This window comes from Streptomyces sp. NPDC046716, from assembly GCF_040645755.1.
Lineage (GTDB): Bacteria > Actinomycetota > Actinomycetes > Streptomycetales > Streptomycetaceae > Streptomyces.
The window spans coordinates 249236-265388 of the sequence record NZ_JBEYYU010000002.1 but is presented as its reverse complement, the minus strand read 5'-3'; the positions used below and the strand labels follow the sequence as shown (position 1 = coordinate 265388).

The following is a 16153-nucleotide window of genomic DNA, read 5'->3' as shown; positions in this document are numbered from 1 at the left end:
CGGATCATGGCCGGGAACGGAGATACTAGGTGGCGGGCATCGACGACGCCGCGCTCCCGCGCGCCAGGCGGCGGAGCCTGCGGAGGCCCGCCAGCGCCCTATCGAGGAGGAACGACAGCGTGACCTACGTCATCGCGCAGCCTTGTGTCGACGTCAAGGACAAGGCGTGCATCGAGGAGTGCCCGGTCGACTGCATCTACGAGGGCTCCCGGTCCTTGTACATCCACCCGGACGAATGCGTCGACTGTGGTGCCTGTGAGCCGGTCTGTCCGGTCGAGGCCATCTTCTACGAGGACGACACTCCGGAGGAGTGGAAGGACTACTACAAGGCGAACGTCGAGTTCTTCGACGAGCTCGGTTCGCCCGGTGGTGCCTCGAAGATGGGCCTGATCGAGAAGGACCACCCGTTCATCGCCGCGCTGCCGCCGCAGAACCAGTAACTGCGCAAGCGGTACGCACAGGCGCTGCCCCGGTCCCGTACGGCTTCCACTGCCGTACGGGGCCGTGGCATTTGTCCACCGTCGTCGTGAGAGAAGTGAGCTGACAGGTGTCCGCAGTCCCGGCCCCCATCGACCGCATTCCGACCTTCCCCTGGGACAAGCTGGAGCCGTACAAGAAGACGGCCGCGGCGCACCCGGGCGGCATCGTCGACCTGTCCGTCGGCACGCCCGTCGACCCGGTGCCCGAGCTGATCCAGAAGGCCCTGGTCGACGCCGCGGACTCGCCCGGCTACCCCACGGTCTGGGGCACCCCGCAGCTGCGCGACGCCCTGGTCTCCTGGTGCGAGCGACGGCTCGGCGCCCGCGGTCTGACGCACCACAACGTGCTGCCGGTCGTCGGCTCCAAGGAACTGGTGGCCTGGCTCCCGACGCAGCTGGGCCTCGGCCCCGGCGACAAGGTCGCCTACCCGCGTCTGGCCTACCCCACGTACGAGGTGGGCGCCCGCCTCGCCCGCGCCGACTACGTCTCCTACGACGACCCGACCGAGCTCGACCCCACGGGCATCAAGCTCCTGTGGCTCAACTCCCCGTCGAACCCGACGGGCCGGGTGCTGTCCAAGGACGAGCTGACCCGGATCGTGGCCTGGGCCCGCGAGCACGGCATCCTGGTCTTCTCCGACGAGTGCTACATCGAGCTGGGCTGGGAGGCCGACCCGGTCTCGATCCTGCACCCGGACGTCAACGGCGGCAGTCACGAGGGGCTGGTCACCGTCCACTCGCTGTCCAAGCGCTCGAACCTGGCGGGCTACCGGGCGGCGTTCCTGGCCGGTGACGCGGCGGTCCTCGACCCGCTGCTCCAGATCCGCAAGCACGGCGGCATGATGACCTCCGCCCCGACGCAGGCGGCCGTCGTCGCGGCGCTCGGCGACGAGGGCCACGTCCACGACCAGCGCGCCCGCTACGCGGCCCGCCGTGAACTGCTGCGCGAGGCGCTGCTGAAGCACGGCTTCCGCATCGAGCACAGCGAGGCCAGCCTGTACCTGTGGGCGACCCGCGGGGAGTCCTGCTGGGACACCGTCGCCCATCTCGCGGAGCTCGGCATCCTGGTGGCGCCCGGCGACTTCTACGGCGCGGCGGGGAACACGTTCGTCCGCGTCGCCCTGACGGCGTCCGACGAGCGGATCCAGGCGGCCGTGGACCGGCTGGCCTGACGCCCACCGACCACGACGAAGGGGCCCCGGACGCTTGCGCAAGCGTCCGGGGCCCCTTCGTCGATCAGTCGCGCGCGACTCAGCCGAGCGGCAGGCTCTGGACCGGGAGGGACTCGGTCGGCAGACCGCCCTGGGTCAGGGAGTCGGTGGGCAGGCCGCCCTTGGTGGCGGTGCCGGCGGTGTCGCCGACCACGTCACCGGTGCTGCCGGCCAGGTCGCCCGCGGCCTTCTGCGCCGCCGGGGTGGCGGTCTTGGCGCCCTTGCCGACCGTCTTGCCGGCCGCCGGAACGGCCTTCTTCACGGCCTTGCTCCCGGTGTCGCCGGCCATGCCGGTGGCGTTCTGGGTCGCTCCGTCGACGGTGTTGCCCAGGTTCGCGCCGTCCAGCGCGGTCACACCGCCGAGGTCGGGCGTGGCGGGCAGTTCGGCAGCGCTCACGGAACCGGCCGCACCGACCACGGGTGCCGCTCCCGCCGCAAGGAGCAGCGCGGCCTGGGCGATCCGACGGGTCAGGGGGAGGGACATGATGCTCCTTAGACGGGAGAGAACGTGTGGTGCCCGGTCACCGTGCGGCGCCTGCCGTGCGGCGGTCGGACGCCGTGACAACAGCCCGACGCCCCGGGAAGGTTGCGGGTCGGCAACGTAAAGGGTTGGTAATGCGTCGCATTATCTGCTGCGGATAAAAACGGGCAAACGCCGCCGTCCGTACAGGCTCGAAAACCGCTGGAAGCCCCTTGTCCCAAGGGGATCGCGGCCTGCGCCGAAGTGCGCCCGCGAGCGCGTGCACGACGTTCACCGGACGCGACCCGCGTGCCCCTATCGGGTGACAGCCCGCACTACTGCCCAGTGACGATTCGGACCTCGCCGACGGCGGTCTGTGCCTTTGCCGGGTTCGGTGCCGTGCGCCACTTCTGCCCGGATTCTCCGGCGGTCCACTCCCGGCCCGCATAGGAGACGCGTTCGACGCGCAACGCGGACGAGTTGGCCACCGCCCACTGCGCCAGCTCCCAGCCGCGCTGCCGCTCCCCGCCCACGGCGGAGTCCGGTTCGGCGGGCACCGGGACCCGCACCGTGGCCCCGCCCCCGGCCGGCGGGACGACCTTCCGCCCGAAGTCCCGCCCGAAGTCCCGCCCGAGCGCCGCCCGCACGCCCGCCGGACCGCCGGCCCGCGTCGTCCCGACACCGCTCGGGCGGCCCTCGCAGGTCAGCGAGGCGGCGGCCCGCCCGGTCAGGGAGGCGGCGAGCAGCGAAGCGTCCGGCTCGTGCTTCGCGTACGCCTGCGGAAAGCCGCTGCGCTGCACGCGCTGGGCGGCCACGGTCAGCGGCAGCCGCGAATAGCCCGGGACCCTCTCCAGGCGCGCGTAGAACCGCCCCGCCGCGTACGCCGGTTCCATGATCTGCCGCGCGGTGCCCCAGCCCTCCGAGGGGCGCTGCTGGAACAGGCCGAGCGAATCCCGGTCGCCGTACCCGATGTTGCGCAGACCGGACTCCTGGAGGGCCGTCGCCAGCGCGATGGTGACGGCGCGCTCGGGCATCCCGCGCGACGTGCCCACCGCGGCGATCGTCGCCGCGTTCACCGCCTGCTCGGACGTGAACACATAGGACACCCCGCCGCCGTGGGCCGACGTCACCGTGCACCTCGGCGCGGGGCGCGAGCCGGTGGCGTACTGCACGGCCGCATAGCCGGCCACGGCGAGCAGCACGGCGACGGACGCGCCGAACCTCACGAGGCGGCCGCGCCGCACGGGAGTGGGGGGCCCAGGCACGCGACGTACGGTACTGGAGCCCACCGACAGGACGGGCGACGGCGGCCGGGCGCCGCCCGTCTAGGATCGGCGCCATGGACCGCACCGCGCTTGACCTCACCCAGGACGCCGCCCGCCTCACCGCCCAGCTGGTCGACTTCGCCTCGCCCAGCGGCAGCGAGAAAGAGCTCGCGGACGCCGTCGAGGAGGCCCTGCGCGCCCTGCCGCACCTCACCGTCGACCGGTACGGCAACAACGTCGTGGCGCGGACGAACCTGGGCCGCGCCGAGCGGATCATCCTGGCCGGTCACATCGACACCGTCCCGATCGCGGACAACGTCCCCTCGCGCCTCGACGAGGACGGCGTCACCCTGTGGGGCTGCGGCACCAGCGACATGAAGTCGGGCGCCGCGGTCCAGCTCCGGATCGCGCGGACCGTCACCGAGCCCAACCGCGACCTCACCTTCGTCTTCTACGACAACGAAGAGGTCGCCGCACACCTCAACGGCCTGGGGCATGTGGCCGACGCCCACCCCGACTGGCTGGAGGGTGACTTCGCGATCCTCCTGGAGGGCACCGAGGGCCTGGTCGAGGGCGGCTGCCAGGGCACCCTGCGCGTCATCCTGAAGGTGTCGGGCGAGCGGGCGCACTCCGCGCGCGCGTGGATGGGCAAGAACGCCATCCACGCCGCGTCCCCGATCCTGGAGCGCCTCGCCGCCTACGAGCCGCGCAAGCCGGTCGTCGACGGCCTGGAGTTCCACGAGGGCCTGAACGCCGTGGCCATCGAGGGCGGACTCGCCAAGAACGTCATCCCCGACGCCTGCGCCGTCACGGTCAACTTCCGTTACGCCCCGGACCGTTCCATGGAGGAGGCCGAGCGGTTCGTCCGCGACTTCTTCGCCGGCTGCCCCCTCGACGAGTTCATCGTCGACGACCACACCGGCGGCGCCCGGCCCGGCCTCACGCACCCCGCGGCCGCAGCCTTCCTGGCCGCCGTCGGCGGCGAGCCGCGCCCCAAGTTCGGCTGGACCGACGTCTCCCGCTTCAGCGCCCTCGGCGTCCCCGCGGTCAACTACGGACCGGGCAACCCGATCTACGCCCACAAGATCGACGAGCGGGTGGACACCCGGCTCATCCTGGAGGCCGAGAAGGTGCTTGCCTCCTGGCTCACCGCTCCTTGATACGCCGAGGTCCCTCGCATGTAACCCGCGTAGACCTACCCTTGCTCTACGTAAGTGCGTGATGACTGCGCAGGAAGGGAGCGGACAATGAGCAACCCCGAGGGCACGCGACGTCCCAAGGAGCAGCGGACGGGGCCGGTGGTCCGCCGCCGTGACCAGGTCCAGCCCGGGACGAGCGACCAGCGTCTGCTCGACACGGAGGGCCCGTCGGGCTGGGTGCACACCGACCCCTGGCGGGTGCTGCGCATCCAGTCCGAGTTCATCGAGGGCTTCGGCACGCTCGCCGAACTGCCGCCCGCGATCAGTGTGTTCGGCTCCGCCCGCACACCGGAGGACTCACCGGAGTACGCGGCGGGCGTCGAGATCGGCAAGGCCCTGGTGGAGGCCGGTTTCGCCGTGATCACGGGCGGCGGGCCGGGCGCCATGCAGGCCGCGAACCAGGGCGCCGTGGAGGCCAAGGGCATTTCGGTCGGCCTCGGCATCGAACTGCCCTTCGAGCAGGGGCTCAACCAGTATGTCGACCTCGGCCTGAACTTCCGCTACTTCTTCGTCCGGAAGACGATGTTCGTGAAGTACGCGCAAGGGTTCGTCGTGCTGCCCGGCGGCCTCGGCACCCTGGACGAGCTCTTCGAGGCGCTCACGCTCGTCCAGACCACCAAGGTGACGCGCTTCCCGATCGTCCTGTTCGGCACGCAGTACTGGAGCGGACTCGTCGACTGGCTGAAGAACACGGTCATCGCCCAGGGCAAGGCCGGCGAGGCCGACCTGCTGCTGTTCCACGTCACGGACGACGTGGAGGAGGCGATCACGCTGGTCACCAAGGAGACCGGCAAGTAGACCGCTCGCGCGTGCGGTCAGGCCAGTCCCCGGCGGGCGACCGCCGGGGGCCGGTGACCCGCGATGGACGCCACCATGTCGAGCACCTGCCGCGTCTCCGCGACCTCGTGCACCCGGTAGACCTGCGCGCCCAGCCACGCCGACACCGCCGTCGTCGCCAGCGTCCCGATGACCCGCTCCTTGACGGGCTTGTCGAGCGTCTCGCCCACGAAGTCCTTGTTGGACAGCGACACGAGCACCGGCCAGCCCGTCTCCACCATCTCCGGAAGGCGCCGCGTCGCCTCCAGCGAATGGCGGGTGTTCTTGCCGAAGTCGTGGCCCGGGTCGATCAGCACCGACTCGCGCGCCACCCCGAGGGACACCGCCCGCTCCGCGTAGGAGACCGTCACGTCCAGGATGTCCGCCATCACGTCGTCATAGGTGACCCGGTGCGGCCGCGTACGGGGCTCCGCGCCCCCCGCGTGCGTGCACACGATGCCCACGCCGTAGCGCCCCGCGACCTCCGCCAGCTTCGGGTCGACGCCGCCCCACGCGTCGTTGAGCAGATCCGCGCCCGCCTCGCACACGGCCTCACCGACCTCGTGCCGCCAGGTGTCGACGCTGATGATCACGTCGGGGAAGCGCCGCCGCACCTCCGCCACGAAGCCCACGGTGCGCCGCGCCTCCTCCGCCGCGTCGACCTCCTCGCCGGGACCGGCCTTCACCCCGCCGATGTCGACGATCAGGGCGCCCTCGGCGACGGCCTGCTCGACCCGCGCGAGCGCGGGCTCGTCCCGGAACGTGGCGCCCTGGTCGTAGAAGGAGTCGGGGGTCCGGTTGACGATCGCCATGATCACCGGTTCGTGCGCGGCGAACTCGTGCCGGCCCAGCCTGAGCATCCCTGTGACTCTCCTCTGGATCCCACTGCAATCACGTATCAAGGGTCGCCTGCGACCTTAACTGTCAGTACGGCATGGCACGATCGGACCCTGACGGTTTCGGGCTGCGTGAAGGCCGGCCCGGTCGAGCCAGGGGACGGCACAGATGGTCATGTTCTTGTTTCTGGTCGTCGCGCTCGTCGTGGTGGTCGGAGCGGTGACGCTCGCGATCGTCGGCGGGGGCGACGGCGGCACGCTGCGCGACGAGCCGTCCCAGTTCTACGCCGACCCGCTGCCGCACGATCGCCCCGTCGGCCCCGCCGACGTGGACGCGCTGCGGCTGCCCACCGCCGTGCGCGGCTACCGCATGGCGGAGGTCGACGACGCGCTGAACCGGCTGGGAGCGGAGCTCGCCGAGCGGGACGCCCGCATCACCGAGCTGGAGTCGGCGCTCGCCTCGGCCGACGCACAGAGCCGCCAGCAGCCGTTCGACCGCCGCCCCGACAGCGGTTTCGCCCCGCCCGGCGGATACCTGGACGAGCCGGGGGAGAGCCACCGATGAGCGAGCCGACCGGCGCCGCGATCCCCGGCCCCGACGGCAGGCCGCGCTGCCCCTGGGGCCTGTCGACCGACGACTACGTCGCGTACCACGACACGGAGTGGGGCCGCCCGGTCCACGGCGACGACGCGCTCTTCGAGCGGCTCAGCCTGGAGGCCTTCCAGTCCGGGCTGTCCTGGATCACGATCCTGCGCCGCCGCGAGACCTTCCGCACCGCCTTCGCCCACTTCAAGATCGCGGACGTCGCCGCCTTCACGGACGCCGACCGCGAGCGCCTGCTGGCCGACCCCGGCATCATCCGCAACAGAGCGAAGGTCGACGCCACGCTGTCGAACGCGCGGGTGCTCGCCGACTGGCCCGCCGGCGACCTCGACCGCCTCATCTGGTCCTTCGCGCCGGACGCCACCGACCGCCCGGCCCCGCGGCTGCTCTCCGACGTACCGGCGAGCACCGACGAGTCGAAGGCCCTCTCCAAGGAGCTGAAGAAGCGGGGCCTGCGCTTCGTCGGCCCCACCACGGCGTACGCGCTGATGCAGGCGTGCGGGCTGGTCAACGACCACCTGGCCGACTGCACGGCCCGCACGACGGCCGGTCGGGACACGCCCTAGCGGCCGAGGTACTTCGGCTTCTCCTTGGCGATGAAGGCCTGCACCGCGATGGCGTGGTCCTCGGAGACCCCGGCCCGCGCCTGCAGCTCGTCCTCCTTGTCGAGGGCCTCGTCGAGGGAGTGGTCGGCGGCGAAGGCGACCGACTCCTTGAGCGCGGCGTAGGCGACGGTCGGCCCGGCCGCGAGCAGCAGCGCCAGCTTGCGGGCGGTCTCCGCCAGCTCGGCGGCGGGCACGATCTTGTTGACGGCGCCGATCTCGAAGGCCTCCTGCGCCGTGATCGTGCGCGGGAACAGCAGCAGATCGGTGGCCCGGCCCGGCCCGATCAGCCGCGGCAGCGTCCAGGAGACACCCGAGTCGGCGGTCAGCGCGACACCCGCGAACGACGTGTTGAACGACGCCGTGTCCGCGACGATCCGGTAGTCCGCGCAGAGCGCGAAGCCGAAGCCCGCGCCGGCCGCCACGCCGTTCACCGCCGCCACGACCGGCTTCGGCATCTGGGTCAGCGCCCGCACGATCGGGTTGTAGTGCTCGCGCACCGTGTTCATGGTGCGGCCCTGGCCGTCCTCCCGGTCCGCCATGAGCGACCCGATGTGCTCCTTCAGGTCCTGCCCGACACAGAACGCCCGGTCGCCGGCCGCGGTGAGCAGCACCGCCCGTACGGCCTTGTCGTCGGCGGCGGCCTGCACCGCGTCGCGGAGGGCGACCTTGGCCTCGGTGTTCATCGCGTTCATCGCCTCGGGGCGGTTCAGCGTGATCGTCGCGAGCCCGTCGCTCACCTCGTAGAGCACGGCGTCGGCCATGGGAGCCTCCTATGCGGTTGCTTAGTCGTCCGTGCACAGCATGACGGAGATCACGGCCCGCGGAACGCCCCTCGCATGTGACCTGCGTCAAACGATTGCGTCACGGAAGAGGCGCGAGAGCGGCGTAGTATCGCAGCCACATCCCCGAATTGAGTGGTTTTGCTCAAGCGCGTTGCGCAAGCGATGCCTGCCGATGTTGGTCATGGGGTCCTGCGATGCGGGATAATGGCCTAGAAGCAATGTGTTCGATGCCGGTGATGAGTGCCCGTTCAGGGGGCCGTCGGCGCTGATGTGAGCTGGTTTCAGGAAGGGGAACGAGCATGGCGGCCATGAAGCCGCGAACGGGTGACGGCCCGCTCGAGGTGACCAAGGAGGGGCGGGGCATCGTCATGCGCGTTCCGCTCGAAGGCGGCGGTCGGCTCGTGGTCGAGCTGACGCCGGACGAGGCAGACGCCCTCGGCGACGCCCTGAAGAAGGTCGTCGGCTGACGCGGAAGCGACCATACCTTTTCGACCGCCCTGGCACACATCCGGTGCCGGGGCGGTCGTGTTTTACCAGGTCAAGTAGGGTGCGGGACGCCGTGGGGTGCCCCGCCAGGGGCGCGGGGCCGTGTCAGTCTGGGCGCGGCCGGCCACGACGGACGGGTCGACCGCGAGACAACCGGACCAGCCCTTTGCCTAGCGCTTCACGGCGCAGAGCAACCCGTCCCCGACGGGCAGCAGCGAAGGCACCAGCTCCGAAGACTCCCGTACGGCCCGCAACAACTCCCGCAACCGCACGACCTCCACCGGCTGCGGCCCCGAGTCCACGGTCCGCCCGTCGGCGAAGACACCCTCGAAACAGACCAGCCCACCCGGCCGCAGCAGCCGCAACGATTCGGCGAGATACTCCAGCGACTCCATCCGGTCCCCGTCACAGAAGACGAGGTCGTACCCGCTGTCCGCGAGCCGCGGCAGCACATCGAGCGCCCGCCCCGGAATGAACCGGGCCCGGTTGCTGGCGAAGCCGGCCGCGCGGAACGCCTGCCGGGCGAACTGCTGCCGCTCCGGCTCCGGGTCCACCGTGGTCAGCACGCCGTCGGGCCGCATGCCGTGCAGCAGATGGATTCCGGACACGCCGGTGCCCGTACCGATCTCGGCGACGGCCTTGGCCCCGACGGTGGCGGCGAGCAACCCCAGGGCCGCGCCCGCGCCGGGTGACACCGAGCGCAGCCCCGCGTCCCGGGCCCGGTCCCGGGCCCAGCGCAGTGCCTCGTCCTCGGCGACAAAGGCGTCGGCGAACGCCCAACTCGTCTGCCGGTTGCCGGTAATGGCCCTCTCCTGTCCCCGTGGTTGCCTGCGCGTGACTTTATCCGTTGGTGGCGGGAACTCGCAGATGGGACCGGGCGTTTAGGAGAGCAGGGGGAAAGAGCAGGACGAAGCGGGGGAGAGCGGGATGGCGACAGCGGTAGAACCGGTGGTCGACAGCCGACCGGCAAATCTGAGTAAAAACGCTTATCCGGAGCTAACGGGCGAGGTGGCTATGGTAGGGGCTCCACTGGACACCACCAGAGCCGATAGGGGAGGTGCGGCTGCGCCTGTGGATCGGGGAGGAGTGCTGCGGCGCTTTCTCAGGTCGGCGGGTGAGCCGAAATCTGTGACCAACACCGCTGACCGATTCCGCAGCACTGACTCCGCGCAGCAGACCGCGACCTTTGCCGCTGACGCGGAATCTCAGGCGTGGACTCCGCCCACATGGGAGGAGATCGTCAGCACGCACAGCGGCCGGGTGTACCGGCTCGCCTACCGCCTGACCGGCAATCAGCACGACGCCGAAGATCTCACCCAGGAGGTCTTCGTCCGCGTCTTCCGCTCGCTGTCGACGTACACGCCCGGCACCTTCGAGGGCTGGCTGCACCGCATCACGACGAACCTGTTCCTGGACATGGTCCGCCGCAAGCAGCGCATCCGCTTCGACTCCCTGGGCGACGACGCCGCCGAGCGTCTGCCCAGCAGAGAGCCGTCCCCGCAGCAGGTCTTCAACGACGCGCACTTCGACGCCGACGTCCAGCAGGCGCTGGACACCCTGGCGCCCGAGTTCCGCGCCGCCGTCGTCCTCTGTGACATCGAGGGACTGTCGTACGAGGAGATCGCCGCGACCCTGGGCGTGAAGCTCGGCACGGTCCGCAGCCGGATCCACCGTGGCCGTTCACAGCTGCGCAAGGCCCTGCAGCACCGCTCGCCGGAGGCCCGCAAGGAGCGCCGCACGCTCGCGACGGCGACGACGGGGGCGATCCCTGTCCTAGGAACAGGGGGCGCGACCGCGTGAGTGGATCACGTCTCAATCCTGCCGACCGCCAGCTCACCGCGGCCGACCAGCATCTCGGGGACCGGCTGGCCGCCTTCGTCGACGGTGAACTGGACCACGACGCCCGCGAGCGCGTCCTCGCCCACCTGGCGACCTGCGCCCGGTGCAAGGACGAGGCCGACGCGCAGCGCCGCGTCAAGAGCGTCTTCGCCGAGGTGGCCCCGCCGCCGCCCAGCGACAGTTTCCTCGCCCGCCTCCAGGGCCTGCCCGCCGGCGGTGACGCCGATGACGACGGAACACCGTTCGGCAGCGGCACCTTCGGCACGGGCCGAGCCTTCGGCAACGTCCGAGGCCTGGGGAACGGCGTGTTCGACGTCGACGCCGAGCCCTTCGGCTACGCACGGTCCGGCGCCCACGCCGCCGTGCTCCCCGTGCAGCACGGCTTCCGTATCCACGAGGTGAGCCGCGACCGGCACGACAGCGACCGGGCCTCGCGCGGGCGCCGGTTCGCGTTCGCCGCGGCCGGGGCGGTCTCGCTCGCCGCGATCGCGCTGGGCGGTGTCACGTCCGGCGTTCCCGCGGACACCTCCGACGCCCGCGGCACGGGAGGCGGCGGCAACAGCAATGTCACGCCGCTGCGCAGCCAGGCGGCCGGCGCCGCGTCCACGCCCGAGACCCAGCGCCGCAGGGCGCTCTCCCCGCTGCTCGGCCAGAGCGGCGGCGCCCTCGCCGCACCGGTCTCCTCGGCCGGATCGAGCGCCCCGCTGCTTCCGGGGGGCGGCCACGCGGACAGCGCCAGCTATCCGTTCTCCACCCCGATGCTCTCCGCCGCCGCCCGCATGACCCCCCTCATACGTCCCGCCGCCACCGTCCCCGTGGTCTCCCTCGCTCTGAACCCGCACACGTCCTCCGAGGTGACCGGCCTCGGTCTCGCGACGGAGTCGACCCTCGCCGCGACCCCCACAGCCGAGCCGACGGTCTCCTCGCATCCGTCGTCCGCCCGCTGAGCCTGCCTGACAGCCCTTCGCCGGACCCGCCGAACCTGGTTGAATCCAGGTGAGGCCACGTCCCGGGTATCGCCCCGGGGTGCGCGGCCGGGAGCCGGCGGTGACGTGCCGCGGGCCGGGTGCGGGGAGAACAGCGGGACATGGACGAGGGCAAGCCCACAAAGGCCAAGTGGTGGAGCCGCCCCCGACCGGACACGGGGCGCCCGGTGGAGGACGACGGCGACTGGCATCTGCCGGCCCCCGAGGCGGCCTCCGGCGGTGCACCCGACACCGTCGCCCCGGAAGCCGGGCCGGAGGAAACCGTCACCCCTGCCGCCCAGGAGGCCGTAGAGGCTCCTGGGACGCCTGTTGACGCCCCGAGAACCCCTGACGCCCCCCAGGCCCCCCAGGCCCCGCAGGCCTCTCAGGCGCCGGTGGAGCCGGTGGAGCCGGTGGACGCCTCCCCTCCGGTGCCCGCCCCCGCTGCCGCCCCGGAGCAGCCTCTTCCCGCTCCTCCGGCCGACCCGTACACCGAGGTGCCGTACGGTGCGCCCGGACCGTGGGCGCCCGCGCCGCCGGTCCAGCACCCGGGGCTGACCCGAGCCGCACCGCCGGCCCCCTACGCGGGCGCAGCGGCTCCCCACCCGGCTCCGGCCCCGATGCCTGCCGCGCCCTGGCAGCAGTACGACCCCTGGGCCGGGCCCGTATCGCTGTCGCAGAGCGGCGCGACCGTCGGGGCGAGGCCGCGGCGCGGGCGGCGCGGCCTCGTGGTCGCCGCCGTACTGATCGCGCTGGCCTCCGGTGGCATCGGCGGCGCCATCGGCTCGTACCTGGAGCGCAACGGCGGGACGGACATCGAACTCCCGCAGGCGGGCGCCGAGTCCACCCACCGCGCGCCCGGAAGCGTCGCGGGCATCGCGGCGAGCGCGCTGCCCGGCGTCGTCACCATCCACACCAAGGGCTCGTCCGAGCAGGGCACCGGCACCGGCTTCGTCCTCGACGACCGCGGCCACATCCTCACCAACAACCACGTCGTGGACCCGGCGGGGACGGGCGGTGAGATATCGGTCACGTTCGCCGGAGGGGAGAGCGCCCGCGCGAAGGTCGTCGGGCACGACACCGGCTACGACCTCGCCGTCATCAGGGTGGACAACGTGCACGGCCTCAAGCCCCTGCCGCTCGGCAACTCCGAGAGCGTGCAGGTCGGCGACCCGGTCGTGGCCATCGGCGCGCCCTTCGACCTCGCCAACACGGTCACCTCCGGCATCATCAGCGCCAAGGACCGGCCGATCACGGCGGGCGGCGAGAAGGGCGACGGAAGCGACGTCAGCTACGTCGACGCCCTGCAGACCGACGCACCCATAAACCCGGGCAACTCCGGCGGCCCGCTGGTCGACTCCAAGGGCCGTGTCATCGGCATCAACAGCGCCATCCGCTCCGCCGGCGGCGGAGCGGAGCTGGACGGCGGCCAGTCCGGCTCCATCGGCCTCGGCTTCGCCATTCCGGTCAACCAGGCCAAGCGCGTCGCCGAGGAACTGATCAACACCGGCCGGGCCACGCACCCGGTCATCGGCGTCACCCTGGACATGGACTACACGGGCGACGGCGCGCGCGTGGGCACCAAGGGCAACAGCGGCGGCTCGTCCGTCAGCCCCGGCGGGCCCGGCGCCAGGGCCGGGATCCGGCCGAGTGACGTGATCACCGAGGTCGACGGGGTGCGGGTCCACTCCGGCGAGGAGCTGATCGTCAAGATCCGCTCCCACCGCCCCAAGGACAAACTGGTCCTCACGGTCGAAAGGGACGGCGAGGAGCGCAAGGTGTCCCTGGTTCTCGGCTCGGCCGACGGCAACTGACCGGCAACCGGCCGGTCAAGTCCCGGCACAGATGATCCCGGACGTAGCCGGGTGGCTACCAAATGGACAGGTACGCCGGGTACCGTGGACCGGTCCCCTGTCGGACCCTGCCGAAGACCTGCTACCGAAGACCGCCGCGGGCCGAGGACACGCTAGGAGTGCAAGGTGTTCAACGACATTGGCCTACCGGAGGTCATAGCGCTTGTTGTGCTGGCCGTGCTCATCTTCGGCCCCGACAAGCTGCCGCAGGTCATTCAGGATGTCGCGCGGACCATCCGGAAGATCCGTGATTTCTCGGACAGCGCGAAGCAGGACATCCGTAATGAACTGGGTCCTGAGTTCAAGGACTTCGAATTCGAGGACCTGAACCCCAAGACGTTCATCCGCAAGCAGCTGGACAGCGATGAACTGGGGCTCAAGGAGATTCGCAACGGCTTTGACCTGAAAAAGGAAATGGCCGAGGTCGGCGACGCCGTGCAGACGGTCGGTGACGTGCGCGACGACGGCTCGTCCTCATCGCCCGCCACCAGCGGTCGGATCAGCATGACCAAGGGTCCTGATCTCGAGAAGCGTCCCGAGGCGACGGAGCAGTCGGCCAAGCCGACGCCGCCGCCCTTCGACAGCGACGCGACCTGAACCACACCTCTCGAAACCGGGCCCTGTGGACCCGGTGTGGCATCCTGCCTTGTTGTTGCGCGGACCGGACGTGAGAACGCCCGAGGGGGGCGGGCCGCTGCGGTCCGTACGAGAGCGAGGAGGCGGCCGGGTACATGGAGACGACGAGTCGGGTGGGCGCGCAGGCGCCGGCCACCGAGGGGGCCGGTCAGGTCCCCGGGGCCCGGCGTACGGTCGACGGATACCTGCTGGCGTCCTTCCCGTGGTACGGCCTCGACGAGGCCTTCACGGGACCGCGTTGGCTGATGCAGGTCGGCACCACGGCGGACGGGTCCGTCGAGCACGGTTCGATCGGGCACGGTGACGAGCCCTCCGTGCGCAGCGAGGGAACCCTTCACGGGGACGCCGCCGAGCGGTTCGCGGTCGTGGTGACCGTCGCCGCCAATCCGGTACGGCGCAGCTCCGACGGCACGGGTGTGCTGGAGGCGACGTCCGTCTCCTCTGCGGCCTGGCTCGCCGGGGTGGGGCTGCTCTCGTACACCTGGCCGGGGCAGATGGATCACACACTCCGGGACGACTGGCTGGAGCAGCAGACCGAGACGGCGTGGGTCCTCGCGGACGATCTCCGGTCGTCGGACTGGGCCGTGCTGTCCTTGCCGGTCGACGGGGTGCCGACCGAGTTCCATTACCGGGAGTCGGAGTACGGCTGGGTTCTCGCCGGGTCGACGCAGGCCGGGGTTCATCTCGGGGCCTACGGCCGGGGGATGAGCGCCTACGGTCTGGGCTTCTCCGTGGTGAAGGACATCGCCGAGTACGCCTCGGGCTCCGCGTAGAGCACGGGCCGACGGGGGCTGACCGGGCTGTTGCGCCGTCGGTCGGCTGTCGGCCGGTGGGGGCTTCTCGCGCAGTTCCCCGCGCCCCTGGAAGCGAGCTCCGCTCGCCCAGGGGCGCCAGGGGGAGGCTGCGCGCAGCGCATGCCTCAGGGGCGCGGGGAACCGCGCGACCAGCCCCCGTGCACCCGCGCCCAAGGGCGAGGGCTCAGAACTTGTTGCGCGGGGTGATTCCCAGCGACATGCCCGACAGGCCGCGCTGGCGGCCCCCCAGCTGATCCGCGATGCCGCGCAGCGCCGCGCCGGCCGGGGAGTCGGGGTCGGACAGCACCACCGGCTTGCCCTCGTCGCCGCCCTCGCGGAGTCGCACGTCGATGGGGATGGAGCCGAGCACCGGCACCTCGGCGCCCGTCGTCCGCGTCAGCCCCTCGGCGACCAGCTTGCCGCCCCCGGTGCCGAACACGTCGACCATCTCGCCGCAGTGCGGGCACGGCAGCCCCGACATGTTCTCCACGACGCCCACGATCTTCTGGTGCGTCTGCACCGCGATCGACCCGGCCCGCTCGGCGACCTCGGCGGCGGCCTGCTGAGGCGTCGTCACGACGAGGATCTCGGCGTTCGGCACCAGCTGCGCGACGGAGATCGCGATGTCACCCGTCCCCGGCGGCAGGTCGAGGAGCAGGACGTCGAGGTCGCCCCAGAAGACATCGGCCAGGAACTGCTGCAGCGCGCGGTGCAGCATCGGCCCGCGCCACACCACCGGCGCGTTGCCCGGCGTGAACATGCCGATGGAGATGACCTTCACGCCGTGCGCGGACGGCGGCATGATCATGTTCTCGACCTGGGTGGGCTTGCCGTCGGCGCCCAGCATGCGCGGCACGGAGTGGCCGTAGATGTCGGCGTCGACGACACCGACCTTCAGACCGTCGGCGGCCATCGCGGCGGCGAGGTTCACGGTCACGGAGGACTTGCCGACGCCGCCCTTGCCGGAGGCGACCGCGTAGACACGGGTCAGCGAGCCGGGCTTGGCGAACGGGACCTCGCGCTCGGCGGTGCCGCCGCGCAGCGCCGCGGCCAGCTCCTTGCGCTGCTCGTCGCTCATCACGTCGAGGGTGACCCGGACGTCGGTCACGCCCTCGACGCGCAGGACGGCGTCCCGCACGTTGTTCTCGATCGTCGAGCGCATCGGGCAGCCCGACACGGTCAGGTACACGGTGACCGCGACGACTCCGTCCGCACCGATGTCCACCGATTTGACCATCCCCAGCTCGGTGATGGGTCGCTGGATCTCGGGGTCGTTCACTGTCGCGAGTGCCTCGCGCACCGCGTCTTCCGTAGCCATACGAC

18 protein-coding genes are annotated in these 16153 nt (G+C 71.5%); 12 read left to right on the top strand and 6 right to left on the bottom strand.

The annotated features are described in order from the left end of the window. Positions 1-119 precede the first annotated feature (119 nt). Positions 120-440, top strand: a complete 321-nt coding sequence (gene fdxA, locus ABZ930_RS02735; RefSeq protein ID WP_111666449.1) for a ferredoxin — start codon at positions 120-122, stop codon at positions 438-440. Between the two features lie 107 nt (positions 441-547). Next, the gene (locus ABZ930_RS02730) at positions 548-1651 is read left to right on the top strand and encodes a bifunctional succinyldiaminopimelate transaminase/glutamate-prephenate aminotransferase (RefSeq protein WP_361540254.1); all 1104 of its coding nucleotides are present in this window, start codon (positions 548-550) and stop codon (positions 1649-1651) included. A 79-nt stretch (positions 1652-1730) separates the two neighbouring features. Here ABZ930_RS02730 and ABZ930_RS02725 read toward each other — a convergent pair whose 3' ends face one another. Continuing rightward, entirely contained in the window at positions 1731-2174 is a 444-nt protein-coding gene (locus ABZ930_RS02725; RefSeq protein WP_361540251.1) for an ATP-binding protein, read from the bottom strand. Positions 2175-2485: 311 nt separating this feature from the next. Next, on the bottom strand, positions 2486-3415 hold the full coding sequence (locus ABZ930_RS02720; RefSeq protein ID WP_361540248.1) for a heavy metal transporter: 930 nt from the start codon (positions 3413-3415) through the stop codon (positions 2486-2488). A gap of 74 nt (positions 3416-3489) precedes the next feature. Between ABZ930_RS02720 and dapE the strand changes: the two genes are divergently transcribed. Next, positions 3490-4575, top strand: a complete 1086-nt coding sequence (dapE, locus tag ABZ930_RS02715; RefSeq protein WP_361540245.1) for a succinyl-diaminopimelate desuccinylase — start codon at positions 3490-3492, stop codon at positions 4573-4575. A gap of 87 nt (positions 4576-4662) precedes the next feature. Beyond that, on the top strand, positions 4663-5412 hold the full coding sequence (locus tag ABZ930_RS02710) for a TIGR00730 family Rossman fold protein (protein WP_361540242.1): 750 nt from the start codon (positions 4663-4665) through the stop codon (positions 5410-5412). Between the two features lie 17 nt (positions 5413-5429). On the opposite strand, the gene folP is transcribed toward ABZ930_RS02710, so the two are convergent. Beyond that, positions 5430-6290, bottom strand: a complete 861-nt coding sequence (gene folP / locus ABZ930_RS02705; RefSeq protein WP_361540239.1) for a dihydropteroate synthase — start codon at positions 6288-6290, stop codon at positions 5430-5432. A gap of 151 nt (positions 6291-6441) precedes the next feature. Between folP and ABZ930_RS02700 the strand changes: the two genes are divergently transcribed. Next, on the top strand, positions 6442-6831 hold the full coding sequence (locus ABZ930_RS02700) for a DivIVA domain-containing protein (RefSeq protein ID WP_361540397.1): 390 nt from the start codon (positions 6442-6444) through the stop codon (positions 6829-6831). Beyond that, on the top strand, positions 6828-7436 hold the full coding sequence (locus ABZ930_RS02695; protein ID WP_361540236.1) for a DNA-3-methyladenine glycosylase I: 609 nt from the start codon (positions 6828-6830) through the stop codon (positions 7434-7436). Before ABZ930_RS02700 ends, ABZ930_RS02695 begins: the two co-directional genes overlap by 4 nt. Here ABZ930_RS02695 and ABZ930_RS02690 read toward each other — a convergent pair. Then, positions 7433-8236: an enoyl-CoA hydratase-related protein gene (locus ABZ930_RS02690; protein WP_361540233.1), complete on the bottom strand. Its 804-nt coding sequence runs from the start codon at positions 8234-8236 to the stop codon at positions 7433-7435. The two genes, ABZ930_RS02695 and ABZ930_RS02690, sit on opposite strands and share 4 nt — an antisense overlap. Positions 8237-8556: 320 nt before the next feature. On the opposite strand from ABZ930_RS02690, the gene ABZ930_RS02685 reads away from it, so the two are divergent. Continuing rightward, complete coding sequence (locus tag ABZ930_RS02685) at positions 8557-8724, top strand: DUF3117 domain-containing protein (protein WP_003966491.1); 168 nt, start codon at positions 8557-8559, stop codon at positions 8722-8724. A 189-nt stretch (positions 8725-8913) separates the two neighbouring features. Here ABZ930_RS02685 and ABZ930_RS02680 read toward each other — a convergent pair whose 3' ends face one another. Then, complete coding sequence (locus ABZ930_RS02680; RefSeq protein ID WP_361540394.1) at positions 8914-9612, bottom strand: O-methyltransferase; 699 nt, start codon at positions 9610-9612, stop codon at positions 8914-8916. Positions 9613-9757: 145 nt separating this feature from the next. Here ABZ930_RS02680 and sigE point away from each other — a divergent pair, with 145 nt between their 5' ends. The 5 genes from sigE (at position 9758) to ABZ930_RS02655 (ending at position 14809) form a co-directional block, all read left to right on the top strand. After that, complete coding sequence (sigE, locus tag ABZ930_RS02675; RefSeq protein WP_361540391.1) at positions 9758-10543, top strand: RNA polymerase sigma factor SigE; 786 nt, start codon at positions 9758-9760, stop codon at positions 10541-10543. After that, positions 10540-11529: a zf-HC2 domain-containing protein gene (locus ABZ930_RS02670; RefSeq protein ID WP_361540230.1), complete on the top strand. Its 990-nt coding sequence runs from the start codon at positions 10540-10542 to the stop codon at positions 11527-11529. The genes sigE and ABZ930_RS02670 overlap by 4 nt, the downstream gene beginning before the upstream one ends. Before the next feature lie 140 nt (positions 11530-11669). Beyond that, positions 11670-13361 (top strand): trypsin-like peptidase domain-containing protein, encoded by a 1692-nt coding sequence (locus tag ABZ930_RS02665; RefSeq protein WP_361540227.1) that lies wholly within the window; start codon positions 11670-11672, stop codon positions 13359-13361. Positions 13362-13526: 165 nt separating this feature from the next. Further along, a complete protein-coding gene (locus tag ABZ930_RS02660) occupies positions 13527-13997 on the top strand; it encodes a sec-independent translocase (RefSeq protein ID WP_361540224.1) in 471 nt (156 codons plus the stop codon). 134 nt (positions 13998-14131) lie between these two features. Continuing rightward, positions 14132-14809: a hypothetical protein gene (locus ABZ930_RS02655; protein ID WP_361540221.1), complete on the top strand. Its 678-nt coding sequence runs from the start codon at positions 14132-14134 to the stop codon at positions 14807-14809. Positions 14810-15014: 205 nt separating this feature from the next. Here the strand turns inward: ABZ930_RS02655 and ABZ930_RS02650 are convergent, their stop codons facing one another. Beyond that, complete coding sequence (locus ABZ930_RS02650) at positions 15015-16148, bottom strand: Mrp/NBP35 family ATP-binding protein (protein ID WP_361540218.1); 1134 nt, start codon at positions 16146-16148, stop codon at positions 15015-15017. Positions 16149-16153: the final 5 nt, after the last annotated feature.